The organism is Acinetobacter proteolyticus (assembly GCF_000367945.1).
Taxonomy (GTDB): Bacteria; Pseudomonadota; Gammaproteobacteria; order Pseudomonadales; family Moraxellaceae; genus Acinetobacter; species Acinetobacter proteolyticus.
Window position 1 is genome coordinate 1034974 of record NZ_KB849179.1, and the last position, 24049, is coordinate 1059022.

At 39.8% G+C, this 24049-nt stretch carries 23 protein-coding genes; 4 read left to right on the forward strand and 19 right to left on the reverse strand.

Annotated features, from left to right (window positions below; translation table 11 throughout):
- Window positions 1–19: 19 nt before the first annotated feature.
- From F993_RS11915 to F993_RS11860, 12 genes are all read right to left on the reverse strand, one after another.
- Window positions 20–2350, reverse strand: coding sequence for a TonB-dependent receptor (locus F993_RS11915; RefSeq protein WP_004653710.1), 2331 nt, complete (start codon window positions 2348–2350; stop codon window positions 20–22).
- 139 nt (window positions 2351–2489) lie between these two features.
- Window positions 2490–3359 (reverse strand): MBL fold metallo-hydrolase, encoded by an 870-nt coding sequence (locus F993_RS11910; protein WP_004653711.1) that lies wholly within the window; start codon window positions 3357–3359, stop codon window positions 2490–2492.
- Window positions 3360–3369: 10 nt separating this feature from the next.
- Window positions 3370–3780, reverse strand: coding sequence for a DUF6691 family protein (locus F993_RS11905; protein WP_004653712.1), 411 nt, complete (start codon window positions 3778–3780; stop codon window positions 3370–3372).
- Window positions 3780–4196 (reverse strand): YeeE/YedE family protein, encoded by a 417-nt coding sequence (locus F993_RS11900; protein ID WP_004653714.1) that lies wholly within the window; start codon window positions 4194–4196, stop codon window positions 3780–3782. Before F993_RS11900 ends, F993_RS11905 begins: the two co-directional genes overlap by 1 nt.
- Window positions 4197–4404: 208 nt before the next feature.
- Complete coding sequence (locus tag F993_RS11895) at window positions 4405–5157, reverse strand: ATPase (RefSeq protein WP_004653715.1); 753 nt, start codon at window positions 5155–5157, stop codon at window positions 4405–4407.
- Between the two features lie 4 nt (window positions 5158–5161).
- Window positions 5162–5416 carry a hypothetical protein gene (locus tag F993_RS11890; protein ID WP_004653716.1) on the reverse strand — a complete coding sequence of 85 codons (255 nt, stop codon included), beginning with the start codon at window positions 5414–5416 and terminating at the stop codon, window positions 5162–5164.
- A gap of 78 nt (window positions 5417–5494) precedes the next feature.
- Window positions 5495–5971: a DUF6438 domain-containing protein gene (locus F993_RS11885; RefSeq protein WP_004653717.1), complete on the reverse strand. Its 477-nt coding sequence runs from the start codon at window positions 5969–5971 to the stop codon at window positions 5495–5497.
- A gap of 156 nt (window positions 5972–6127) precedes the next feature.
- On the reverse strand, window positions 6128–6826 hold the full coding sequence (ispD, locus tag F993_RS11880; protein ID WP_004653718.1) for a 2-C-methyl-D-erythritol 4-phosphate cytidylyltransferase: 699 nt from the start codon (window positions 6824–6826) through the stop codon (window positions 6128–6130).
- Complete coding sequence (ftsB, locus tag F993_RS11875) at window positions 6810–7181, reverse strand: cell division protein FtsB (RefSeq protein ID WP_004653719.1); 372 nt, start codon at window positions 7179–7181, stop codon at window positions 6810–6812. The genes ispD and ftsB overlap by 17 nt, the downstream gene beginning before the upstream one ends.
- Before the next feature lie 126 nt (window positions 7182–7307).
- Window positions 7308–8597 (reverse strand): phosphopyruvate hydratase, encoded by a 1290-nt coding sequence (gene eno / locus F993_RS11870; RefSeq protein ID WP_004653721.1) that lies wholly within the window; start codon window positions 8595–8597, stop codon window positions 7308–7310.
- Window positions 8598–8642: 45 nt separating this feature from the next.
- Window positions 8643–9500, reverse strand: a complete 858-nt coding sequence (gene kdsA / locus F993_RS11865; RefSeq protein WP_004653722.1) for a 3-deoxy-8-phosphooctulonate synthase — start codon at window positions 9498–9500, stop codon at window positions 8643–8645.
- 34 nt (window positions 9501–9534) lie between these two features.
- Window positions 9535–11166 carry a CTP synthase gene (locus F993_RS11860; protein ID WP_004653724.1) on the reverse strand — a complete coding sequence of 544 codons (1632 nt, stop codon included), beginning with the start codon at window positions 11164–11166 and terminating at the stop codon, window positions 9535–9537.
- A gap of 370 nt (window positions 11167–11536) precedes the next feature.
- On the opposite strand from F993_RS11860, the gene F993_RS11855 reads away from it, so the two are divergent.
- Window positions 11537–12016, forward strand: a complete 480-nt coding sequence (locus F993_RS11855; protein WP_004653725.1) for a hypothetical protein — start codon at window positions 11537–11539, stop codon at window positions 12014–12016.
- A gap of 59 nt (window positions 12017–12075) precedes the next feature.
- On the opposite strand, the gene F993_RS11850 is transcribed toward F993_RS11855, so the two are convergent.
- From F993_RS11850 to F993_RS11835, 4 genes are all read right to left on the reverse strand, one after another.
- The gene (locus F993_RS11850) at window positions 12076–13161 is read right to left on the reverse strand and encodes a YheT family hydrolase (RefSeq protein ID WP_004653726.1); all 1086 of its coding nucleotides are present in this window, start codon (window positions 13159–13161) and stop codon (window positions 12076–12078) included.
- Between the two features lie 17 nt (window positions 13162–13178).
- Entirely contained in the window at window positions 13179–13898 is a 720-nt protein-coding gene (locus tag F993_RS11845; RefSeq protein ID WP_004653728.1) for an SGNH/GDSL hydrolase family protein, read from the reverse strand.
- 39 nt (window positions 13899–13937) lie between these two features.
- Complete coding sequence (locus F993_RS11840) at window positions 13938–14345, reverse strand: nuclear transport factor 2 family protein (RefSeq protein ID WP_004653729.1); 408 nt, start codon at window positions 14343–14345, stop codon at window positions 13938–13940.
- A 71-nt stretch (window positions 14346–14416) separates the two neighbouring features.
- Window positions 14417–16441 carry an NADPH-dependent 2,4-dienoyl-CoA reductase gene (locus F993_RS11835; RefSeq protein ID WP_004653730.1) on the reverse strand — a complete coding sequence of 675 codons (2025 nt, stop codon included), beginning with the start codon at window positions 16439–16441 and terminating at the stop codon, window positions 14417–14419.
- Window positions 16442–16565: 124 nt separating this feature from the next.
- On the opposite strand from F993_RS11835, the gene F993_RS11830 reads away from it, so the two are divergent.
- Both F993_RS11830 and F993_RS11825 read left to right on the forward strand, forming a co-directional pair.
- Entirely contained in the window at window positions 16566–17126 is a 561-nt protein-coding gene (locus tag F993_RS11830; RefSeq protein ID WP_004653731.1) for a PadR family transcriptional regulator, read from the forward strand.
- Window positions 17126–18046 carry an alpha/beta fold hydrolase gene (locus F993_RS11825; protein ID WP_004653732.1) on the forward strand — a complete coding sequence of 307 codons (921 nt, stop codon included), beginning with the start codon at window positions 17126–17128 and terminating at the stop codon, window positions 18044–18046. Before F993_RS11830 ends, F993_RS11825 begins: the two co-directional genes overlap by 1 nt.
- A 54-nt stretch (window positions 18047–18100) precedes the next feature.
- On the opposite strand, the gene F993_RS11820 is transcribed toward F993_RS11825, so the two are convergent.
- A complete protein-coding gene (locus tag F993_RS11820; protein ID WP_004653734.1) occupies window positions 18101–19144 on the reverse strand; it encodes a 3-deoxy-7-phosphoheptulonate synthase in 1044 nt (347 codons plus the stop codon).
- A 614-nt stretch (window positions 19145–19758) separates the two neighbouring features.
- Here F993_RS11820 and F993_RS11815 point away from each other — a divergent pair.
- Window positions 19759–21333 (forward strand): ATP-binding cassette domain-containing protein, encoded by a 1575-nt coding sequence (locus tag F993_RS11815; protein WP_004653735.1) that lies wholly within the window; start codon window positions 19759–19761, stop codon window positions 21331–21333.
- A 52-nt stretch (window positions 21334–21385) separates the two neighbouring features.
- Here F993_RS11815 and F993_RS11810 read toward each other — a convergent pair whose 3' ends face one another.
- Both F993_RS11810 and clpA read right to left on the reverse strand, forming a co-directional pair.
- Window positions 21386–21748, reverse strand: a complete 363-nt coding sequence (locus tag F993_RS11810) for a YnfA family protein (protein ID WP_004653736.1) — start codon at window positions 21746–21748, stop codon at window positions 21386–21388.
- Window positions 21748–24033, reverse strand: a complete 2286-nt coding sequence (gene clpA / locus F993_RS11805; RefSeq protein WP_004653737.1) for an ATP-dependent Clp protease ATP-binding subunit ClpA — start codon at window positions 24031–24033, stop codon at window positions 21748–21750. Before clpA ends, F993_RS11810 begins: the two co-directional genes overlap by 1 nt.
- Window positions 24034–24049 lie beyond the last annotated feature (16 nt).

The following is a 24049-nucleotide window of genomic DNA, read 5'->3' on the forward strand; positions in this document are numbered from 1 at the left end:
CAGTGGCCAGTTTTATACCTTATATCTTCATACTTATGCCAAGCTGAAAACCACGCCCTGGCAATGGTGCAATATATTTCAATGGTGAGTTATGCGGTCTCGCTTCCTCATTCAGCAGATTTGAACCATTCAAGAACACGTCAATATCAGAGTTCTTTAATTTTAGATGCTTGCTAATCTGCATATCGACCATATTGAAGGATGGTAAAGGCTCTTCCTCCGAAACATTCTTCCCTAGATATTTAGGTTTATCATAATAAATACTTGAGAGGCGTGCCGCCCAATCCCCTTTACTCCACTCTACGCTTGCACCATAGCGACTGGTTGGCATGTTTGGTAAATAATTGCCATCATTAAACAAGCTCGTTCGATTCGGATTTAAATTCTTATTTTTCACAAAATCAGCAAACGCGCCAAGCGTAAAAATGCCAAATTGCTGCGTATTGATTCTCTGTTTAAGATCAACCTCAAAACCTGTAATTTCAGTATCTGTTTGAGTCCAATATTTGAGTGGTAAGCGATTCGCCGTTTGCATGCCAGAATGAGTAAGATAGAGATAGTTTTCAAATTTCATCTTATATACAGTAGCCTCAAGATTAAAATCTTGATAATTGAATAAAGCAGTCAGCTCTGTATTTTTAGATTTTTCAGCCTCTAACTTTTGATTTCCTTGCTCATTAACCATGATCGAATAGTGATTGCCACTGGCATAAAGCTCATTCAGCTCAGGTGCACGCTCTGATACTGAATATCTAACCTTCATGCCTAGATAGTCATTCATTCTGAGATATGAACCGAAACTATAATTTTCCAGATCAAAACTGGTGTCTTGTAGTGTTGTATTTGGTGAATTACGAGAGACTTTAAAATCACTGTCTTTGATCGTATGATCAATACTTTCTTGACGATAACCTGCATCAAAGGAAACTCGACCCAAATCAATTTTCTCTTGAATAAAAATGGCTTGTGTCTTGGTATTTACATTGGGTAAATAGCGTAGTTTCCCCTGTCCTTCAACGCTTCGGTTACTCTGACTCAGCCCAAGTAAACTATTCAAATAAGTAAAAGGCTGATGTCTCAATACAATTTCGGCTTGTTTGGTATCAAAGCGGTAATCATTTGCTAACTGTGTCCCGAGATATTCACCTGAACGATTGATCACCTGATTCGCTTTGATATCAATGCCTTTTAAAAATGGAATATCAAAATTAATTTGGCTGTCTAGGCTATATTTCCTTTGATCGGTCTTTACACCAACGGGCAAGCCATCCTCATAGGAAGATTGAAATGACTTATTTTCTAAAGAAAAACCTGGTACGCCGTATGCATTTTTCTTTGAATCCGCACTCAAGCCGATATAACCATTTTGCAGAAAGTAAGTACTTCCGATCGCATAATGCTGGTTTTCCAAATAGCTATTGCCTAGCTTTCGATTGTAATTTGGTGTCACATCGTTATTAATTCTATTTTCTTTAAACTTGGGTGTATCAGCAATATATTCAGGATTTACTGGGTTGATATATGTCTTACCACTCCAAACAGATGAAGGTTTATCGGTATAGAATGAAAACTGACCATCAGCCCAATCCGGATTTTCAGTCATAAATTGGTCAATATACTTTTGCGATGCGGTGTTATAGATCTGCTGTATGCGCGTATCTTTTTGACAAGCATCTGCTAATGCTGAATTCACACCGCCCGTTGCTGGGAAAACTGCGCTATTACATTGCTCAGCTTTGCTATTTCCCGGAATTTTATAAGAAGAAATGTCTTGTTTTGAGAATAAGAAGTTAGTTGAAAAATTACTTTGGTTATTGAGGTTCAATTTAAAACCATGTGCATCTGCATTATTCCAACCTTTTCGTACAGCCAGCTCTAAATTATGATCTTTCTTGGGAATTTCTTTGCTAATCAGACCATTTTCTACATTTACACTGCCACCAATTGCATTTCCGCCGTATCGCACACTATCCGATGACTTATTCACCTGAATAGACTGATTAAATAAAGGATCAAATGGAAGGGCAATATTGCCACTGATCGCATTCATGCCATAAATTGATAACCCGTCCTCAAGAATTTGTACACGATTTCCACTTAAGCTGCGGATAACTGGTGCGCCTGCATTGGGACCAAAAGAGCTACTCTGTACACCTGATACCTGCTTGAGTGCATCCCCTAAAGTTTGATTTTGTGTATTTCGGTTTTCTACAACGATATTGTTCCCGATTGAAAGATCTGTTTCTGCTTTTAAACTGATATTTGGCAAGATGACAGGGCTGTCCTGCTCATTTGCAAATGCTTGCTGATGAATAAATAGAATGGCTATTGCCAAGGCTTTGTAACGCACATTGAACTCCTTATTTTCAATTGCAATGTTATAACATAACAATTAAGTGTTCAAACGAAACCTAAGCTTCATTTTTCATTCTTAATGTGCGAGTAAAAGACATCGCTCAAATCCTTTTGAGCAATTGAGTTTGTGATGATTAATTAAAATAATTCAAAGGTAATTTTAAATAGCGAACCCCATTAGACTCGGGTTCTGGGAATCGGCCTGCATCCATATTGATTTGAATTGCTGGTAAGATGAGTTTAGGCATCGACAAAGTCGCATCACGTCTTTGACGCATTTGTACAAAATCATGCTTCAGTGTTTTTGCGTTTAAGTGAATATTACTTTGCTTCTGTGCTCGAATATCGGTTTCGTAAATATATTCATCACGGCCTTGTGGTTTATAGTCGTGACATAAAAAGACACGCGTTTGCTCAGGCAACTGATATAGCTTTTGTACAGAATCAAATAAGATATTTGCACTACCTTTCGGAAAATCACAACGTGCCGTTCCATAATCGGGCATAAATAAGGTATCACCAATAAAAACAGCATCACCGATCACATAACTTAAACACGCGGGTGTATGGCCTGGTGTCGGTATGTTATATGCCGCTAGGTTTCCGATATTGAAATGTTCATGGTCTTTAAACAGATAATCAAATACCTGATGCGTATTAAAATACTTCATATCAATATGATAAATCGCACTAAATGTTTCCTGAACAATGGCAATTTTCTCACTCATTGCAATCTTGCCACCAAGCTTGGATTTCAGATATTGTGACGCGGTTAAGTGATCTGCATGAACATGCGTTTCCAATATCCATTCCACTGTGAAAGCTTGAGATTCAATATAGTTAATAATCTCATCTGCATGCTGCGTGGAGGTTGATGCAGAGGCAGCATCATAATCCAAAACACTATCAATAATTGCACAATGCTTTGTTTCAGCATCATGCACAACATAACTAAAGGTATTACTTTGCTCATCAAAAAAGGCTTTGACTGTTGGATGTTGCACTGCATTTCTCCTACTGTTTGGCCCAAAGACGATGGATCAACATGCCGAGCAGCATTGCTGCAATAAAATACCAAACTTCAAAATAACCCAGTCCGATCAAGGTAATTGCGGGTGCTGGGCAAATACCTGCAATTCCCCAACCTATACCAAATAATATCGCACCTGTGATCAACTTCTTATCAATTTGATTATTCTTTGGTAAAGCAATCGCCTCACCTGATAATGTTTTGGGATTGCGTAAGGCTTTCTGAAATGGGATGAATGCAACTGCAATTGCACCAATCATCACAAACATCAAACTAATATCCCATGTACCAAAAATGTCTAGAAAACTTAATACCTTCTCAGGATTTGACATTCCAGAAATCAAAAGGCCTAGTGCAAATAGACTACCAAAGATCAAGGCAAACAAATTCTTCATTATGCTGCTCCCAGAATATGACGCACTATATAGACCGTAACAAAACCAGCGAACATGAATGTGATTGTGGCAACCATTGAACGTGGCGATAAACGGCTAATCCCGCAGATCCCATGCCCACTGGTACAACCTGAGCCTAAGCGTGTCCCAAAGCCTACCAACAGTCCAGCAATGATCAAAGCGAGCGGAGACGACTGCATAATAATTTCAGGCTTGACAAAAATTTGATAAATAAATGGTGTAATAATCAGGCCTAATAAAAACCAAAAAGCCGAACTATGTAAAAATGTTTTGGGCTGTAATAATTGGGCAATCAAACCACTCACACCCGCGACACGCCCATTGACGTACAAATAACCTACAGCCGCTAATCCAATTAACGCGCCACCAATCAAAGCTAGAATAATACTTGTCATCATCCTCTCTCACTAATCAATATATGTTTTTATAATATATTATTTTAAATAACATTGAAATAAATCTATTCAATCTTAGCCTTTAAATCGTGATTTATACGAAAAATGGCACATCTTGGTAAATATTTACTAAAATTAAGTAAGTTAATTTGACTGTTGAGCATAAAAACATGCTGTGAACAAGTATCGTATTTCTTGAATAGGCCGACTATTCAAACTCAGAAAGTACTCTTTCTGCAAACCAAACAGGAAATACTGTCACGATCGGATTGATTCTTAGTCGATCAGCCTGTTCAATTTCTGCTAAAAAAGCTGCTTTTTCACCATTCGAAGAATTATCAAATATAAAAGCTCGATCACTCACTTCAATGGCTTGCATAAGTAAGTTCATACTGCGGTAATAACGATCACGAATTTTGAGTTCTGGTACAGCATGTCCACCTGTACTTACCCGATACTGTACCCGCGCAATATTGATTTCAGGGTCAACCGTTGAAACGTAATACAGATAAGTTTTAAACCCTTGCTCCTGAGCCATTCTCAGAAACTCAACTTTGCTGATATGCGACATAACAGTTTCAAAGGTAAAACTAATTTTTAAGCTTAGAAATTCTAAACGGATAAAATCGATGATTCTGGCAGCAAGATATGAATCAATATCTTGAATAGCAAAAAGAATAAGGTGCTCACCGAGCAATTTAGGTTCTTGGCTTAATAACTTACAGGTTCTTTGATTCAATTTTTTCTTTTTGGTTTTTAAAAAAGCAATCAATTTTAGTGCATCTAGAGACTCATGATAAATCTTTAAGTCCAAGCGATGAGTTTGATTTAAGTTTTTTTCGAGTTCATCTGCATTTAAATATGCCCCAATATGTCGGGGCAATAAATATTCTTTAATCGTACTTTTACCAGAACCGTTTGGACCAGCAAACATGCGAATTCTAGGCATAGACTGTCGCATTAACCTATACAACAGCCTGCTTTTTTTTACGCTTCAATAGAGTACGCGATGCTTCAATAGCAGTATAAGCGCCTGATATATCCTTGATCACTTCAGTCTCACCAGTTGGATGCTGTTTTAACAATTGATGTCCTTTGGCATAGACGACAGAAGAGGATTCACTTGCCTCTTCAAACGCATTACGGAATGCTTCTACAGCAAGCTTAGGAAGAAGACTTTCCTCTTGCGTACTCATTTTCATGATTGTAAAAGCTGTCATTAAAGACTCCTCCGCCTGATTGCGCTTATACCTATACTAGCATAAATGCTAGTTTTGTCTATTTTTGCAGCAGCGAGTTTAACGAACCAGATATTCAATACCGATGAGTTTTGGTAATTTATCAATTACTTTATTCAACTCAGCGTTTGCTGGAGAAATACATCCTGTGTAATGGCTAAGTTTCGTTACAGTACCATCAGGCTTTTTCCACGAGAAATAAGCACTCGGCTGGTCAGTTGCGGTTTCTTCACAACCTGTTGTTTTTACATTTGCACCCGTCGCTGGACGATAGGTTTTTAGCTCTTGCTGTAATTTCTTATAAACAGAAGGATCAACTGTTAAATCCTGAGTACCTGTCACTTTGGTGTACTGTTTACCGTCGAAATGAACAGCACCTTCAGGTGTAATCTCAACAGAATAGATTGGGCATGCACCAAAGCAAGGGCTAGATGAATAGCGGATTGTTTCTTGCGCCGTATCCTGAGGTTGTTGAGGTGTTGTTGCGCAGCCAACTAAAGAAAAAGTAAAAAGGCCCGCAATGAATAATTTTTTCATTTGTTGATCCGTTATAAAGTATGTTATTCAAATTTAACAAATCGTAGAAATTTTGTCATTTAGATTGATGTAAAAAAAATGGAAAAATCACTTAAATCTACTTAGGCTATTTTGAATTAAATAAAAAATAAGCGCTTTTAGATAGGCAAATTAGGCTTAGTTTTGAGCTTGAAGAATTAAGCGAGCAAGTTCTAAATCGTCAGCATAAGTAATTTTAATATTATCTGAACGTCCCTGCACCACGTGTATAGGCTCATTCACATATTCCAAAGCACTTGCTTCATCAGTGATCACGATGTGATTGGCTAAAGCCTGTTCAATTGCACTTTTAAGAACGCCGAGTTGTGCCATTTGTGGCGTTTGTGCTTGCCACAATAACTCTCGGCTCACGGTTTTCTCGATCTGATCTTGCTGAGCTACTTGTTTTAGCGTATCACGAACTGGAATAGCCAAAATCGCACTTTGATTTGAATGCTGTGCTGATTCGACTAACTTTGTTAGGCAGTTTACAGTTACGCATGGCCGTGCAGCATCATGGACCAACACCCAATCATCTTCATGTGCAATTTCAGATAGATAGATCAAGGCATTTAAAACAGAATGTACACGCTCCTCGCCACCCAAACAAAAATGAAGTTTATCACTATGCCGAAAAGCGAGGGTTTTCGCAAAATTATCTTGTGCACCAATGGCAAGTACGCAACCTGCTAAATCTAAGGAATTCAGTCGATTGACGGTGTGTTCAAGTACGGTATGATCTTGAATATACTGGTATTGTTTTAATTCAGTTTTTGAAAAACGACTGCCCGAACCTGCTGCTGGTACAACCGCCCATAGCTTAGTCTGGGTTTTCATTGGTTGCAGTGTCTTCTTTTGCGTTTGGATCGATATAAATCGGTTTGTAATGGGTACTAATGGTACTCATTTGTACAAACGTCTCATTCGGTTTAATCAAACCTAAGTCTAAACGTGCATGTTCTTCAATGGCTTCGCTGCCATTTTTTAAATCAAAAACTTCCGCCGCTAAAATACGATTACGTTCTTTTAGCTCAGTATTAATTTCTGCTTGTTGCGTAATTTGTTGAGTTAAAGCTTGGTGAGGAAAATAACCACCCTCACCTAGCCAGAATTGATACTGCAAGCTTGCCACCAAAGCGATGACAAGCACTAGAATCAATTTACTCGAGGTCGATCGAAACATCTCTATCATGAAAAATTCCCTACATCCTTCTTACAAGGAAGATCATCTGCAAATTCTATATGATTATGAATTTGCAGAGTTTCTCTCTTTTGTAAAGAAAGATGATCAGAAGTATTCAACATAGATAATTTGACCTTATTTTAGACCTTTGAATTCAGCTTTACCGCGGTAAGCTGCATTCGTTAATTCTTCAATGCGAAGTAATTGATTATATTTCGCTACACGGTCAGAACGGCAAAGTGAACCCGTCTTGATTTGACCCGCTGCTGTACCTACTGCCAAGTCAGCAATAGTAGAATCTTCAGTTTCACCAGAACGGTGTGAAATTACAGTGCTATAGCCATTCGCTTTCGCAAGGTAGATTGCATCTAAAGTTTCAGTCAATGTACCAATCTGGTTGTATTTAATCAGAATAGAGTTACCTACTTTCTCATTAATACCGCGTTGTAAAATCTTAGGATTAGTTACGAATAAATCGTCGCCAACCAATTGGATTTTGTCACCAAGGATTGAAGTTAAGTAGCTCCAACCTTCCCAGTCAGATTCATCTAAACCATCTTCAATTGAAATGATTGGGTATTGGTTTACAAGACCCGCTAAATAGTCAGAGAACTGGTTGCTTGTGAATGCTTTATTGCCTTCACCAGCAAGGATGTACTGACCATTTTTGTAGAATTCTGAAGAAGCACAGTCAAGTGCCAACATAATATCAGAACCAGCTTTGTAACCAGTTTGACCAATCGCTTCAAGAATAACCGTGATTGCTTCTTCGTTTGAACGCAAGTTTGGCGCAAAACCGCCTTCATCACCCACAGCAGTGTTTAAACCTTTTTTGTTTAAAACTGATTTTAGTGAATGGAAGATTTCAGCACCTGCACGTAATGCTTCAGCAAAAGAAGTGAAGCCTACAGGCTCAATCATGAACTCTTGAATATCAACATTATTGTCTGCATGCGAACCACCGTTGATGATATTCATCATTGGTACAGGCATCGTCAAAGTCGTTTGGCCACGAAGATCAGCGATATATTGGAAAAGAGGAATTTTCTTTTCATCTGCAGCAGCACGTGCAGCAGCCAATGAAACAGCTAAAGTTGCGTTAGCACCTAATTTTTCTTTGTTTTCAGTACCATCAAGCGCGATCATCGTATTATCGATGTCTTTTTGTTCAAATACTGATTTGCCCACTAAAGCGTCACGGATAATCGTATTTACGTTATTAACCGCAGTTTTAACACCTTTACCCAAATAACGTGCTTTGTCGCCATCACGAAGTTCTAAAGCTTCACGAGAACCAGTTGAAGCACCAGATGGTGCACATGCACGACCAACAACCCCAGATTCTAAAATAACGTCTGCTTCGATGGTTGGGTTACCACGAGAGTCCAAAATTTCACGTGCGCGGATGTCAACGATTTGGCTCATGAACAATTCCTCTGTTGAATGAAAAACAAGATGCAAATGATTGCATCAATGGGTGTCTAACTTTTTGAATCCTTTAACCAAAGTATCCAATTCTTTTAACTGCGCCAAGAATGGCTCAAGCTGCGATAAACGCAATGCACATGGTCCATCACATTTTGCGATTTCTGGCTCTGGATGTGCTTCCAAGAATAAACCAGCCAATCCTGTTGCCATACCTGCACGCGCTAAAGTCGTGATTTGAGCACGACGACCACCAGCAGAATCTGCACGTCCGCCTGGGGTTTGCAATGCATGGGTGACATCAAAGAATACGGGCACATTCATTTCTTTCATGATGTCAAAGCCAAGCATATCGACAACCAAGTTGTTATAGCCAAATGCTGAACCGCGTTCACAAAGAATGAGTTTGTCATTCCCAGCTTCCAAACACTTATGCAAAATATGGCGCATTTCATGTGGTGCTAAGAACTGTGCTTTTTTGATATTGATAATGGCTTGGGTTTTCGCCATTGCTTCAACAAGATCAGTCTGGCGACTTAAGAAGGCAGGAAGTTGAATAATGTCGGCAACTTCAGCAACAGGCGCTGCTTGGTAAGGCTCATGAACGTCTGTGATAATGGGCACATTAAAATGCTTTTTAATGTCGGCAAGCCATTCAATACCCTTTTCCAGACCAGGTCCACGATAAGAATTTAGGCTTGAACGGTTTGCTTTATCAAAGCTCGCTTTAAACACATAAGGAATGTCTAAGCGTTTGCAAATATCAACATAAGTTTCAGCAATTTCAAATGCTAAATCTTTTGACTCTAATACGTTCATTCCGCCAAATAATACAAATGGCAAATGATTTGCCATTTGTATATCGCCTAAACGTACAACTTCTTGTGGTTTTAATTGTGACATTTAAACTTTCCCAGTTTATTTAAACTTTCATTACTTACTTTTGATGCTGTTTTTTGGCAGCCTCGATAAAACTAGCAAATAATGGATGTCCATCACGTGGTGAACTTGTAAATTCCGGGTGGAATTGTACAGCAATAAACCAAGGATGTTCAGGAATTTCTACAGTTTCAACTAAATGTTGTACTGATGAATAACCTGAAATTTTCATACCGGCCTGTTCAAGTGCTGGAATAAAACGATCATTCATTTCATAACGATGACGATGACGCTCAGTAATTTCAGCTTTACCATAAACTTCACGTGTCTTCGTGCCTTCAACCAATTCTGATTTTTGTGCACCTAAACGCATGGTACCACCTAGATCAGACTCAAGACTACGCTGTTGTAATTCGCCACGCTCATCTAACCATTCAGTGATTAAGCCAATCAATGGGTATTTCGTTGAACGGTTAAATTCAGTTGAACTTGCTTCTGGCATCGCTGCAACGTTACGTGCATATTCAATCACAGCCAATTGCATGCCTAAACAAATACCAAGGAATGGAATCTTGTTTTCACGTGCATATTGAATGGCTTTCATTTTGCCTTCAGTACCACGCTCACCAAAACCACCTGGAACCAAGATCGCATCAGCTGTGCTTAAAACGCCGATATCTTGCTGTTCAAGCTCTTCAGCATTGACATAATCAATCTGAACTTTGACACGATTTTGAATACCCGCATGTAGAAGTGCTTCATTTACAGATTTATAAGCATCTGGAAGTTCTACATATTTGCCCACCATCGCAACACGAACTGTGTATTCTGGGTTCAATAATGCTTCAACCACATTGTCCCAATCTTCAAGATTTGCTTCTGGAAGATCATTAAAACCAAAACGTTCACAAATTAAATCATCAACATTTTGCTCGTAGAACGTACGTGGAATTTGATAAATCGTTTTCGCATCTTTACATACTACGACGGCACGCGCTTCCACATTTGTGAACAATGCAATTTTACGCTTGGTATCAACATCGACATCGTATTCAGTACGACAGATCAAAATATCTGGCTGAATACCAATTGAAAGAAGCTCTTTCACTGAGTGTTGAGTTGGCTTGGTTTTGAGTTCAGCCGCCGATTTGATATATGGCAACAAAGTCAAATGCATCAGCATGGTACGTTTATGACCAAGCTCGACCATCAACTGACGTACTGATTCCATAAATGGAAGTGATTCGATATCACCAACTGTACCACCAATCTCAACGATTGCAACGTCGTAACCTTCACCTGCGCGAAGTACACGTTCTTTAATGTTGTCTGTAATATGTGGAATAACTTGAACCGTACCACCTAAGTAGTCACCACGACGTTCTTTATTTAAAACGTCTTGATATACGCGACCACTGGTAAAGTTATTCAGTTTGGTCATTTTCGCACGACGTAAGAAACGTTCGTAATATCCCAAATCTAAGTCAGTTTCAGCACCATCCTCTGTGACGAAAACTTCACCGTGCTGAAATGGGCTCATGGTACCTGGATCTACATTAATGTATGGATCCATTTTTACCATAGTGACTTTTAAGCCACGAGCTTCCAAAAGTGCAGCAACAGAAGCAGCAGAAATACCTTTACCTAGTGATGAAACCACACCACCAGTGACAAAAATAAAATGGGTCATTGAGTTTCTCGTACAATCGAGCCGAAATCGGCCTACAATGTTGGGCAATTTTACTGTACTCTGCCCCTATAAAGCAAAGTCAAACCGCATCAATTCAAAGAACTATAAACAACTGGCTATTCTATCAGCATTTTCGATAAAAATTTACGGGTTTTGTGGATTTTTCATCCATAAATGAGTGTTCATCAATCAAATTCATCAACAAATGGATTAGAAATCAGGTTTTCATCACAGACATATCAGCTTCCCGGCCTAAGCTCCTTTGCAAGCATTTATAAAATATCAACAAACTCAACAAAGCGTAGTGATTTCTTCACATAGATTTACTGTTATAATTGCTGCTGTCCTTTTTTAATATGTTGTTTTAGCAATGGCGAATAAAAAACTTTTAATTTGTGCAGCACTTGCGACTGGTCTTTTATTAACTGCTTGTGTGAAAAAAGAAGAACCTAAAAACGAAGAGCAGCAAGAGCAGACCGCAACTGAGACTCAAGCTCAGCCTGAACCTGAAAAAATTCAAGAGTTCGAGTCTTTAGAAAGTGTCGATAAGCATGAAGCTCCAGCGCCTGTTGTAGAAACAACGCGTGAAGAAACACCAAATACAACGACTGAGATTCGTCGTGAGACTCACCCAGCTCAAACAGAAACGCCTGCAGCATCCCAAACACCAACTGAAGCTCCACGCGCAGAAGAGCCAAAACCTGTAAAAGCTGAACAGAAACCAGCAAAGACTGAACAGCCTAAAGCAGAACAACCCGTGAAAGCTGCAAAACCATCTGCACCAGCTCAAAGTGAAGATGACGCTGTCGCTGCTGCAATCGCTGCCGCAACACCTGCTTTAAACAACTAATCCATTCGTGAATGGTAAAAAAGCCAGTTGCTTTCAACTGGCTTTTTTGTATCTATAGATTAGTAATTTTTAAAAAAGTCCGCCATCAAACGGGAGGCCCAAGATTTCACCATCAAACTTTCATAGAAACCACAATGGCTTCCCTTCTTAGTCGTTACAACTGCAATATTGTCCATTTGCTGAATGGCATCTTTATAAGGTTCTAAGTTTTTAATTGAACAGACTGGATCATCTTCTGCATTGAGAATCATCAATGGAATTTTGACATTTTCGAAGACATAGATTGGATTAATGGCTTGGCAATAGCTCTGATAATCCTGAAATCCTGCCATTTCAAAATATTCTTTTTCAAACTCTTCCAAGCTTGTAGTCGTCAGCACTTTTTCTACAGATGCAATTTGATTCCATGTATTTTGATAAGGATAAATGAAGTATTTAAATAACTTCTTGGTCATCATTTTGCTATAAAAAGGATGCACATTTTTAAAACCGATTTCAGTGTTATAACCAGGACACATTGCAAAAGCAGCTTTGAATGGCGTATCTACCCCTTGCTCGCCTAAATAACGAACCAAGAGCCCCGTTCCTGCTGAGGAGCCAACTGCATATAGATCGGATTGTGGAAACAGGTTTTGAATATGTGCAAGCTGTTCTTTCAGGTCACTGGTTGAACCAAACAGTGAAATACGAGGCACTGGCATTGGCAATCCTGCATGACCACGGCGCAAACACAGTGCAATTCGCCATCCATTATATTCATGCAAATCTTTGACCAGTTCACGCATACTTTCAGGTGTTCCTGTAATAGTATGCATAATCACAACAGTTGGTGTTTCTTCGGGTAAATCATATCCATACCACGCAATGGCGGTAATCCCCCCATCCTGCATGATCAAACGATCAACACGGTCATATTCAAGTTTAATGGTTTTCTTACGAATCACATCAAAATACAATAAATGTAGATGTGTATTACTCAGCCAAGGCGTAGGACGATATTTTTGCTTTAACTGTGGTAATTTTTCCAAAACATCTTTAATTTTCCCTTTCGGGTCATAGTACATTTTGGGTTGTTCAGCACCGAGCACCGAATCAAGGAGCTCTGAGCCTAACACTTTGATTTTATCTAAAGCAGATATACCCATATTCAATAACCGCCTCTCTAAGCATGAGTAAATGTTTGTCGCACCAAAGTTGCGACCTGTTGTCCCCAGATGGCATAGATTTCTTTGCTTGGATGAAAACCATCACTTGCCATCGGCAAATCCATTGCTTGAAAAGCTTCAATATCATATTGAATAAATCGAAACTGAGATTGTGGTGCCAACCATTGCTGTAATGCCTGATTCATTTGTTCTGCATATTTTCCAAACAGCCAAGCCAAAGGATTAGGCAAAGCTGGAAAATGCTGCATTGGTGGCACACCCGATACAATAATGAGTTTAGGTTGAAACTGACGCTGTATATAAGTGAATAGCTGTTTTTGTTGTTTAAGCCAAGATTTTGCAGAAGTTAGTTTAGTCACATCATTGACACCAATTGAAGTGATAACAACATCATAGCACTGCTGATCTAACTGTTGTACTGCTTGAAAAACCTGTTGAGTGGTATCGCCTGTTTTAGCATGTAGTTTCCATTGCAACAGATATTCATTTTGTAACTCAGCAATAATCGCCCCCGACAAAGCCTGTTGCTGGGTTTCAACCCCAACACCCGCCGCAGCCGAATCGCCAAGAATAAGTAAAGAAAGTGGCTGACCTTGACCCACGATACCGATGCGGTCGCCACTTGCTTCAGAAAGACGTGGTGTATTGTTACGAACTTTCATGCCCTGTATGACTAATACAGGTAATAATGCAAAAGTTGAAAGCTTTAACCACATTTTAATTCTCTTAATATTACTTAGGCTATTTTATCGACATTAATTTGGTTGATATTTGGCAAATCGTGCACCCATTTTTTCTGCCAATGCTGCTAAACCACTCATCGGACGAATCATCACTTCAAAATCAATGATTTTTCCTTGTTCATTAAAGCGGACCATATCAATGCCTTTAAGTGATTTTCCGCTGACATTGGCACTAAACTCCAACACCACATTTTCACCATCTTCGGTATAAAATTCACGATGATAGGTAAAATTCTCAAACACCTGAATCACATTGGTCAAAATAAAGAAAACCACATGTTTTCCTTCATAAGGGTTATAAGCAACGGGTGAACGAAACACCACGTCATCTGCCAACAAATCATTTAAGTTGGATAGATCACCTGTTTTAATCATCTGATGCCAGTTTTCTAAAGCTTGTTTTGTCGTTTCCAATGTCATTGTTATTCTCCCTTGAGATTTAATGGATAATTCGGGAGCACGTCCTCAATAGAAAATGCTCCCTAGCATGTTTACAACGTTGCTGCTAACTCAGCACCTTGGCGAATTGCACGTTTTGCATCTAACTCGCCCGCTTCTTTAGCTCCACCAATCAGGTGAACGCTTTTACCGTCCGCTTTAAGCTGATCAAACATTGCGGTATAAGACTCTTGGCCTGCACAAATCACCACGTTATCGACTTCAAGCACACGACTTTGACCATCAACGGTGATATGTAGACCTTGATCATCTACCTTGTCGTAGCTTGCGCCGGCAATCATTTTCACATCGCGATGCTTTAAGCCTGTACGATGAATCCAGCCTGTGGTTTTACCCAGACCGGCACCAACAGATGCGCTCTTACGTTGCAATAAGTAAATCTCACGTTCAGACTTTTCTAACTCAGCTGCTTTTAAGCCACCCACATGCTCATAAGAAGTATCAATACCCCATTCTGCATAGAACTTTTCAGGGTTTAAGCTGCCACTATCCCCTTCGTGGGTTAAGTATTCTGCAGTATCAAAGCCAATACCACCTGCACCAATAATGGCAACACGCTTGCCTACTGGTACACGCTCTTTCAATACTTGAATGTAACTCAATACTTTTGGATGATCGATGCCTTCAAATTGTAATTGACGCGGCGTCACGCCTGTTGCAATCACAATATCATCGTAGCCTGCTTGGCTCAGTTCTTCATAAGTGGCTGTGTGGTTCAGTACCAGCTCAATATTCGGCTGTAATTCAATTTGACGTTTGAAGTAGCGTAAAGTTTCGTAGAACTCTTCTTTACCTGGAATGGTCTTGGCAATATTGAATTGACCACCAATTTGATTGCTCGCATCAAACACTTTAACTTTATGCCCGCGACTTGCTGCATATACTGCAAAACTCAAACCGGCTGGACCTGCACCAATCACTGCAATATTTTTAACCGCATTGGCTTCTTTAAAAATAAGTTCCGTTTCGTAACAAGCACGTGGATTGACTAAGCAAGTAGCAATTTTCATTGAGAAAATATGATCTAAACAGGCTTGGTTACAACCAATACAGGTATTGATTTCATCACTACGGCCTTCACTGGCTTTTAGTACAAACTCAGGATCAGCCAGCATTGGGCGCGCCATAGACACCATATCTGCATGACCTGAGGCCAATACATGTTCTGCCATTTCAGGTGTGTTAATACGGTTCGAGGTAATTAATGGAACCGAAACTTCACCTTTGAGTTTCTCTGTAACCCATGTAAATGCAGCACGTGGTACTTTGGTTGCAATAGTTGGAATACGTGCTTCGTGCCAGCCAATTCCTGTATTGATAATAGTCGCACCAGCTTTTTCAATTTCTTTTGCGAGTTGAATGACTTCTTCTAAACTTGAACCCCCTTCAACCAAATCCAACATCGATAAGCGATAAATAATAATAAAGTTTTCACCGACTAAATCACGAGTACGCTTTACGATTTCAATCGGGAAACGGATACGGTTTTCGTAGCTACCACCCCATTCATCGTCACGATGGTTGGTACGTGCCGCAATAAACTCATTAATCAGATAACCTTCTGACCCCATAATTTCGACACCATCATAACCTGCGTATTGTGCAAGCTTGGCGCAGTTGGCAAAGTCATCAATGGTTTGCTGTACTTCAGCTGAACTTAATGCTTTAGGTTTAATTGGGTTAATCGGTGCTTGAATCGCAGACGGTGCAACAATCTCAGGCTGATAAGAATAGCGCCCTGTATGTAAAATCTGCATCGCAATCTTACCACCAGCATCATGTACTGCTTGGGTGATCACTTTATGTTTTTCTGCTTCTGCGATGCTATCCAACTTAGAAGCATGTGCAAACGTAAGGCCCGCATCGTTTGGAGAAATACCACCTGTTACGATTAATCCAACATCACCTTTAGCGCGCTCTGCATAGAATGCGGCCATACGCTCATAGCCTTGAGGTGCTTCTTCTAAGCCAACATGCATAGACCCCATCAAGACACGGTTTTTTAAGGTGGTAAAGCCTAAATCAAGTGGCTTTAATAAATGTGGATAAGCTGACATGGTTTCTCCTTTGGCTCGCACTCTGCTAGCTAATGCAACTTGTTGCATAAAGTTATAAACAAGATTTGATTTTTATGCAACATATTGCATAATTCTGATGAGTCATTTTTTATTATGGAACATCATGTCACTCGCCCATGTTTTATTGACCAGCTTATTGGAAAAACCAAGTACAGGTTTTGACTTGGCTCGTCGCTTTGACCGTTCAATGGGCTTCTTTTGGAATGCGACTCATCAGCAGATCTATCGTGAACTCAACGGGATGCTGAAAAAAGGATGGATTTCGACTTTAGAAGAACAAGCTGCCAACAGCCGTAAAAAAACTTATCAAGTTGAACAACTTGGAAGAATACAACTGGCTTCATGGATTGAACAACAAAGCGAACCCGCGCAATTGCGCGATGACCTCATGGTCAGGCTAAGAGCAGAAGCTCAACTCGGTGGCAATAATATTTTGCCTGAATTAGAACGCCATTTGTCGTTACATAAGGAAAAATTAAGCCTTTATCAAGCCATTCATGATAAAGATTTTAAAGATAACCAACCAACCAATCGTGTTCTGTTTATCCATAAGATGATTCTGGAACTCGGTATCATTAAGGAAAATGAATGGATAAAATGGTTGGAACAAATGATTCCTCAACTGAAAAAGTTTGAAGAAGCCAACAATAGTGGAGAAAAATAATGCCGTTTTATAGCATGTCCGATCAAGAAAAATTATTTGTGCGACGCGTTGGTGAAGGCGAACCTGTACTCGTCTTATCCGGACTGGGCATGCAAAGCTGGCAATGGTTACCTTTCTTATTTGCCAACCGTAAACAATATGAATTTATCATTCCAGACTGGCGTGGTTTCGGCGGTTCAAAGAATTGTGCTATTCCAGAGCTCGATGCAATCTCAAGTCATTGGAATGATGTAGATTCACTGATCCAACAATTAAAGCTCGATCAATTCATCCTGATGGGTTATTCCATGGGTGCAACCACAGCCATGCATGGCATGAAGCATGGTGGCTTAGCTGAGAAACTTAAGGCCTATCTGCATATTGATCAAACGCCTAAAATTGCAGTTGATGATTCTTGGCAATACGGCTTATTTGGTCCAAAGCATCCTCAATTTAAAAATCTATTACTTGAGATTCAAACGCTATTACTCGATTATAAACATGCTCAGAAACTAGAGGACTTACCCGATGATATCCGCTATAAGCTGGTCAGCTTGTGGGGTGATTTCATTGAGTTGCAAGGCAGCAATAACTATAGTCCTAAAATTTTCAAACTCGCTCTAAACCGCCCGTTCCTGCAAAAATACTTACTGCCAATTCAGCGTTTAGACTATTTACTATGGTATGTCGAAAATTATCTTCATCATAATGAAGACTATCGTGAAGCCATCAGTCAACTCAGTTGCCCAACCACCTTCTTTATTGGTCGTGAATCTACGCTTTACCCAGAAACTGGCCAAACACTGATTGCTGAAAGCTTAAGCAATGCTACAGCGATTTATTTTGAACGTTCAGGACATACACCACTAATTACTGAACCTAGAAAATTCAGCCAAGAAATTGGCCACTTCCTTGCGGCTCAATCGACCCAAGCAGCTTAAGTCGACCGCAAAGAAAAAAGCCAATCAATTGAGATTGGCTTTTTTATGTCTGGTTTATTTTTTATGTCGCATTTTCTCAGCAACATCCAACAACACTTGTGCTGTTTTATCCCAACCTAGGCAACCATCCGTAACTGACTGACCATAGGTCATATCACAGGATATTTTTTGATTACCATCAACTAGATGGCTTTCAATCATCACACCACGCACTTTCGATTCAGCGCGCTCTGCAATAATTTGCTGTAAAACCTGTGGTTGCAGTAGTGGATCTTTACCGCTATTACCATGACTACAGTCAATCACCAATGCAGGTAATTGTTTATGTTTGAAATGCATCGCTTGAATCGAAGCTAAATCATAGTTAGCCCCATGATTTGAACCACGTAAAATCAAATGCGGTAATGGATTACCTTCACTATGCAAAATTGCGGGTAAACCCTGTTGGGTCATCCCTAAGAATTGATGGCCATGCAGTGCTGATTGAATCGCATCTAAAGCAATTTGAATCGATCCATCTGTACCATTTTTGAAACCAATGCTGTATGGCATATGGCTGGCAATTTCACGATGAATTTGAGACTCACTGGTACGTGCACCAATGGCACCCCAAGCCAATAAATCATCGAAATAGCCTGTTGCCATTGGGCTTAAAATCTCACTGGCAATTGGCAAGCCTTTTTCAATCAATTGTATATAAAGCTGACGAGATTTTTCTAAACCCAGTTGTAAGTCTGATGATCCATCTAAATTTGGATCATACAAGAAACCTTTCCAACCTACCGTGGTACGCGGTTTTTCGATGTATGCACGCATAACGAGGAAAATCTGATCTTTAACCTGTTCTTGTAGTTGTTGTAGGCGATCAGCATATTCGAGTACTGCAATAGGGTCATGAATTGAACAAGGACCTGTAATCACCATTAAGCGATGATCATGTCCAGATAAAATATTCTGAATCGTTTGACGATGTTTTGAAATTTGCTGCGCTAAAGTTGCAGACAAGGGATACTGCGCTTTGAGTTGTGATGGCAAGCTAAGCATTGATTCTTTTGTATGTGTTTGTGGTTGTGTCAAAGCAGTATTTAAAGCATTCATTTTCAATTCCTTTGGACTGGCCTTCTTCGCAGTCCTATCATTTATTTGAGCAAGTGTGATCTAAGCGATGTTGATTTTTTTGCAAAGTAAAACCAAGAAATCTTGCTAAAATATGAATAATTAAATGTATACATGGTATTTCTCCTAAAATCATGATTGTTAAAGCATAAAAAAACCTGATCGGTGTTGCCGATCAGGTATTAACTGGTTGGGCAACCCTTTTGCTGCCCGAAACGCATCAGGCAACGATCAATATTGCCAAAAGTAAAAGTATGCGTTGGTGTTTACAGTATGCTTTAACATATTTATTTCAAATATCTAAAAAACGGTGTCTAACTATTAAATTACGCACTATTTCAGCATTTGACAAGCACTTTTTATATTTTTTTAATCCTATCTTCAAAACCTTAAAGTTTGACCTTTCACCAGTTCCCCCATAGAATAGTGTAAAAATAAACCAAATTGAGATTACGCCAATGAAGTAAGTTCTATTTCCATCATCAAAGTTCATTTTCTTTTTGATGTGCAAAATAGACTTAGCTATCGTTCAGCGCTGCTTTATTCTAAAACTTATCTCGATCTCTATTTTGCATATCCTGTTTATGAGGTTTCATATGACTCAACAGGCATGTATTATTTCCAACCTATCCCTTGAATTAGCCCAGCAAAAACTATTTGACCATCTGAGTTTTCAACTTCCATTGCATCAGTTCACCGGATTGATCGGGCGCAATGGCCAAGGGAAATCACTATTGATGTCTCTTCTACATGAACAGACAAAATTCAAGCCCCCCTATTCAGGCCAAATCTCATGGCAGTGTCCACATCAATATCTAGCTCAGCTTCAGCGTGTACAAGCAGATACAATCGCTCAAGCCTTGCATATTGAGGATTTATACCAGTGCTTCAAACGTATCCAGCACGGTACTGCAGCTTTTGCCGATTATGACCAAGTCGAACATCTGTGGCATTTACCAACAGAATGGCAACAGCTTTTGCAAAGTGCGGATTTACCAATAGATCTTGATACCCCCATTCAATATTTGAGTGAAGGCCAAAAAACCAAACTCGCACTGTGTCGCCTATTTCTAGTCAAAGATCATTATCTATTACTGGATGAACCCAGTAATCACTTAGATACACGGGGACGAGAATGGCTGATCCAGCAAATGTCTCAACATCCAACAGGTGGGCTCATCATTAGCCACGATCGGCAGCTACTGTCTCATGTGCAGGGTATTTTTTCCTTAAGTCAGCTGGGACTGCACTATTACGGCGGCAATTATGCACTTTATCAGCAGCAGCATCAGTTACAAGTCGAATCATTATCGCACGCAGTGCAACAAGAAAAGCGTGAATTAAAACTACTGAAAGAACAGCAACATCAAAGCCAGATGAAATCGCAGAAACGTCAAAAAGCAGGTCAAAAGTTAAGGGCTTCTGGTTCACAAGCGCCCATTTTACTGGATGCCAAGAAGGAACAGTCAGAGCAATCTCTTTCCCACCTACGCAAACAACAGATTAAGCAGCTCACAGATGTAAAAGATCAATTGCAACAGAAGCAAACTCAACTGGAACATCTCAAAACTCAATCTTTCGAATTTGCGCTTATAACCAGAAAGTCAGGAGAAATCTTACGTTGTCATCAATTACAACTCGCTTATGCGAAGACAAAACCCATTGATCTGGCAATTAGGGCTGGGGAAAAGTTGCATTTACGTGGTGCAAATGGAACTGGAAAATCAACCTTATTGAAGACCCTTCAAGGTGTAATGTCGCCAATAACAGGAGAGATTTATCGCAAAGTAATTTCAATTTATCTTGATCAGACGCTTTCGCTAGTTGATGACAATATTTCAGCTCTTGAATATTTACAGCGTATTGATACTGAACTAACAGAGCAACACGCACGAACCTTATTAGGCAATCTTCAAATTCGAAGAGATAAAGCCCTTATCCCCATCTCCACCCTAAGTGGCGGTGAACGCTTAAAAGTCGCGTTACTTGCTTTAAAACAACAGACTGTGGAGCTGTTACTTTTAGATGAACCTGAAAATCATCTCGATATTGAGTCTCGTGAGTTACTGGCTCAAGCCATTCGTTCTTTTAATGGTGCTGTGATACTGGTGTCGCATGATGAAACTTTTGTTGAAGAATGTGGAATTACAACAACGTATCAGATGAAATAATCGGTATCATAAATCTTATCAGCATGATAATCATCATTATCATGCTGAATCCTCAACGCACCAATCCTTGCGGCTGCAAAATGATTAAGCCAGCCCCACACAAAACCACAAGACCACCTAGAATATCCCAACGTGTCAACATGACTTGATCAACATAACGCAGCCACAATAAGGCAGTAAAAATATAGATTCCTCCATAAGCCGCATAAATACGACCTGATGCGGCAGGATGCAACGTCAGCAACCAAACAAAGATCGCTAAGCTTAAAGCAGTCGGAATCCACAACCAATGTGATTTTCCTTGATTCAAAATGAGATAAGGAAAATAACAACCTAAAATTTCAGCAATTGCTGTGACGAAAAATAACCCAAATACTTTAAGTACTTGGGTTATTGAAAAAGACAATTCAAACATTAAGCAGGTTCAGCACTCGGGTTAATATGATCTTCAAATACTTCCAATTTTAAGCCGATATCTTTGCCGTTCTCTGTTTTCACAGAAACTGCAACATTACCACCATGCTCAGCAAGCTCACCAAATAAAATCATCTCAGCAAGCGGCTTTTTCAAATGTTCTTGAATCAGACGTTGCATCGGACGAGCACCCATGAGACGGTCATAACCATTAGCAGATAACCAGTCACGTGCACTTTGATCAACATCAAGTACCACTTGTTTCTCATCTAGCTGTGCTTGCAATTCAGTTAAGAATTTGTCTACCACTGAATCGATGATTGTCGTCGGAAGTGCTTTAAATTGAATCACACCATCCAAACGGTTACGGAATTCAGGCGAGAATGCGCGTTTCATTGCATCTTGATTATCTGCGCTGTGATCTTGCTCAGTAAAACCAATACTTGCACGGACAATACTTTCTGCACCAATATTGGTAGTGAGCACAATAATCACATTTCTGAAGTCAGATTTACGACCATTGTTGTCAGTCAAAGCACCATGATCCATGACTTGCAATAACAAGTTGAATACATCTGGATGGGCTTTTTCAATTTCATCCAGCAACAGCACACAATGTGGATTTTTATGGATCGCATCGGTCAGCAAACCACCTTGATCATAGCCAACATAACCTGGAGGCGCACCAATCAAACGAGAAACCGCATGACGCTCCATATACTCAGACATATCGAAACGAACTAGCTCTACACCAAGCAATTTCGCCAATTGTTTAGTGACTTCGGTTTTACCCACACCTGTTGGACCAGCAAATACAAAACTACCCACTGGTTTATCTGGTGCTTTTAAGCCTGCGCGAGATAATTTGATCGCTGATGCAAGCGCTGTAATCGCCTCATCCTGACCAAATACCACACGTTTAAGATCACGTTCCAGATTCTCGAGTACAGACTTGTCATCTTTAGAAACTGTTTTCGGTGGAATACGGGCAATCTTGGAAACGATATCTTCGATATTCTCAACTGAGATCGTCGTACCATCAACTTCTGCTTTCAAGCGACGTTGCGCACCAGCCTCATCAATCACATCAATCGCTTTGTCTGGCAAGAAACGATCATTGATAAATTTAGCTGATAACTCAACAGCAGCAACTAAAGCTTTATCATCGTATTCAACATGATGGAAATCTTCGAACTTGTTTTTCAAGCCACGTAAAATTTCAATCGTTTCATTAATGCTTGGTTCATTCACGTCAATTTTTTGGAAGCGACGCGATAAAGCATGGTCTTTCTCGAATACCTGACGATATTCTTGGAAAGTTGTTGAACCAATGCAACGTAGGCTACCATTTGCCAAAGCAGGTTTGATTAAATTCGATGCATCCATGGTACTGCCCATGCTTGAGCCTGCGCCAATGATCATATGAATTTCATCAATGAATAAAATTGCATTTGGATTCTTTTTCAACGCATTCAACAATTGTTTTAAGCGCTTCTCATAGTCACCACGATATTTAGTCCCTGCAACCAATGCACCGATGTCTAAGCTATAAACTTCAGCATTGGCAAGTGGTTTCGGTGCCTTGCCATTGACAATCAACCAAGCCAAGCCTTCCGCAATCGAGGTTTTACCTACACCCGGATCACCAACGAGCAATGGATTATTTTTACGGCGACGGCATAAAATTTGTGCTGCACGCTCAATTTCTTTTTCACGACCAATTAAAGGATCTGTTTTACCCTTTTGCGCTTCGATATTTAAGTTCAGTGTGTATTGTTCGAGTGGTCCAGCATTTGCAGAAGCCGCACTTTCACCTTCAATATCTTCTACTTCTTCTTCAACCTGAATCTCATCTTTGCGTGTGCCATGAGATAGGTATTGAGTCAAAGTTAAACGGTTAATTTGATGGCGTTTAAGTAAATAAACCGCGAACGAATCTCGTTCTGAATACATCGCAACTAAAACATCTGCACCTTCAACCGTACGGTCACCACCGCTCGATTGAACATGGAAAATTGCACGTTGCAAAATTCGATCAAAGCTCTCAGTTGGATGAGGGGCCTGTTCACTATTATCACCAAGTTTTGGGGTATGTTGCTCTACATATTCCTCTAATTCTTTACGCAAAGTAACGATATCCGCACCACATGCTTTTAATGCATTTACGGCGGAGTCATTATCTAGCAAGGCAAGCAACAAATGTTCAACTGTCAGAAACTCATGTCTCTTTTGACGAGCCATGCTAACAGCCAAACGTAACGATACTTCTAATTGACGACTGAGCATGTAACCCCCTTATATC

What these genes read in the sequence shown, in the direction of transcription:
- F993_RS11835 (WP_004653730.1), bottom strand. Translation starts at nt 16,441, where the DNA reads ATGTCAGCTTATCCACATTTATTAAAGCCACTTGATTTAGGCTTTACC.
- ispD (WP_004653718.1), bottom strand. Translation starts at nt 6,826, where the DNA reads ATGAAAACCCAGACTAAGCTATGGGCGGTTGTACCAGCAGCAGGTTCG.
- F993_RS11810 (WP_004653736.1), bottom strand. Translation starts at nt 21,748, where the DNA reads ATGTTTGAATTGTCTTTTTCAATAACCCAAGTACTTAAAGTATTTGGG.
- F993_RS11860 (WP_004653724.1), bottom strand. Translation starts at nt 11,166, where the DNA reads ATGACCCATTTTATTTTTGTCACTGGTGGTGTGGTTTCATCACTAGGT.
- F993_RS11825 (WP_004653732.1), top strand. Translation starts at nt 17,126, where the DNA reads ATGCCGTTTTATAGCATGTCCGATCAAGAAAAATTATTTGTGCGACGC.
- F993_RS11855 (WP_004653725.1), top strand. Translation starts at nt 11,537, where the DNA reads ATGGCGAATAAAAAACTTTTAATTTGTGCAGCACTTGCGACTGGTCTT.
- F993_RS11845 (WP_004653728.1), bottom strand. Translation starts at nt 13,898, where the DNA reads ATGTGGTTAAAGCTTTCAACTTTTGCATTATTACCTGTATTAGTCATA.
- F993_RS11905 (WP_004653712.1), bottom strand. Translation starts at nt 3,780, where the DNA reads ATGAAGAATTTGTTTGCCTTGATCTTTGGTAGTCTATTTGCACTAGGC.
- F993_RS11895 (WP_004653715.1), bottom strand. Translation starts at nt 5,157, where the DNA reads ATGCGACAGTCTATGCCTAGAATTCGCATGTTTGCTGGTCCAAACGGT.
- F993_RS11830 (WP_004653731.1), top strand. Translation starts at nt 16,566, where the DNA reads ATGTCACTCGCCCATGTTTTATTGACCAGCTTATTGGAAAAACCAAGT.
- kdsA (WP_004653722.1), bottom strand. Translation starts at nt 9,500, where the DNA reads ATGTCACAATTAAAACCACAAGAAGTTGTACGTTTAGGCGATATACAA.
- F993_RS11820 (WP_004653734.1), bottom strand. Translation starts at nt 19,144, where the DNA reads ATGAATGCTTTAAATACTGCTTTGACACAACCACAAACACATACAAAA.
- ftsB (WP_004653719.1), bottom strand. Translation starts at nt 7,181, where the DNA reads ATGATAGAGATGTTTCGATCGACCTCGAGTAAATTGATTCTAGTGCTT.
- F993_RS11850 (WP_004653726.1), bottom strand. Translation starts at nt 13,161, where the DNA reads ATGGGTATATCTGCTTTAGATAAAATCAAAGTGTTAGGCTCAGAGCTC.
- eno (WP_004653721.1), bottom strand. Translation starts at nt 8,597, where the DNA reads ATGAGCCAAATCGTTGACATCCGCGCACGTGAAATTTTGGACTCTCGT.
- F993_RS11840 (WP_004653729.1), bottom strand. Translation starts at nt 14,345, where the DNA reads ATGACATTGGAAACGACAAAACAAGCTTTAGAAAACTGGCATCAGATG.
- F993_RS11815 (WP_004653735.1), top strand. Translation starts at nt 19,759, where the DNA reads ATGACTCAACAGGCATGTATTATTTCCAACCTATCCCTTGAATTAGCC.
- clpA (WP_004653737.1), bottom strand. Translation starts at nt 24,033, where the DNA reads ATGCTCAGTCGTCAATTAGAAGTATCGTTACGTTTGGCTGTTAGCATG.
- F993_RS11890 (WP_004653716.1), bottom strand. Translation starts at nt 5,416, where the DNA reads ATGACAGCTTTTACAATCATGAAAATGAGTACGCAAGAGGAAAGTCTT.
- F993_RS11885 (WP_004653717.1), bottom strand. Translation starts at nt 5,971, where the DNA reads ATGAAAAAATTATTCATTGCGGGCCTTTTTACTTTTTCTTTAGTTGGC.
- F993_RS11900 (WP_004653714.1), bottom strand. Translation starts at nt 4,196, where the DNA reads ATGACAAGTATTATTCTAGCTTTGATTGGTGGCGCGTTAATTGGATTA.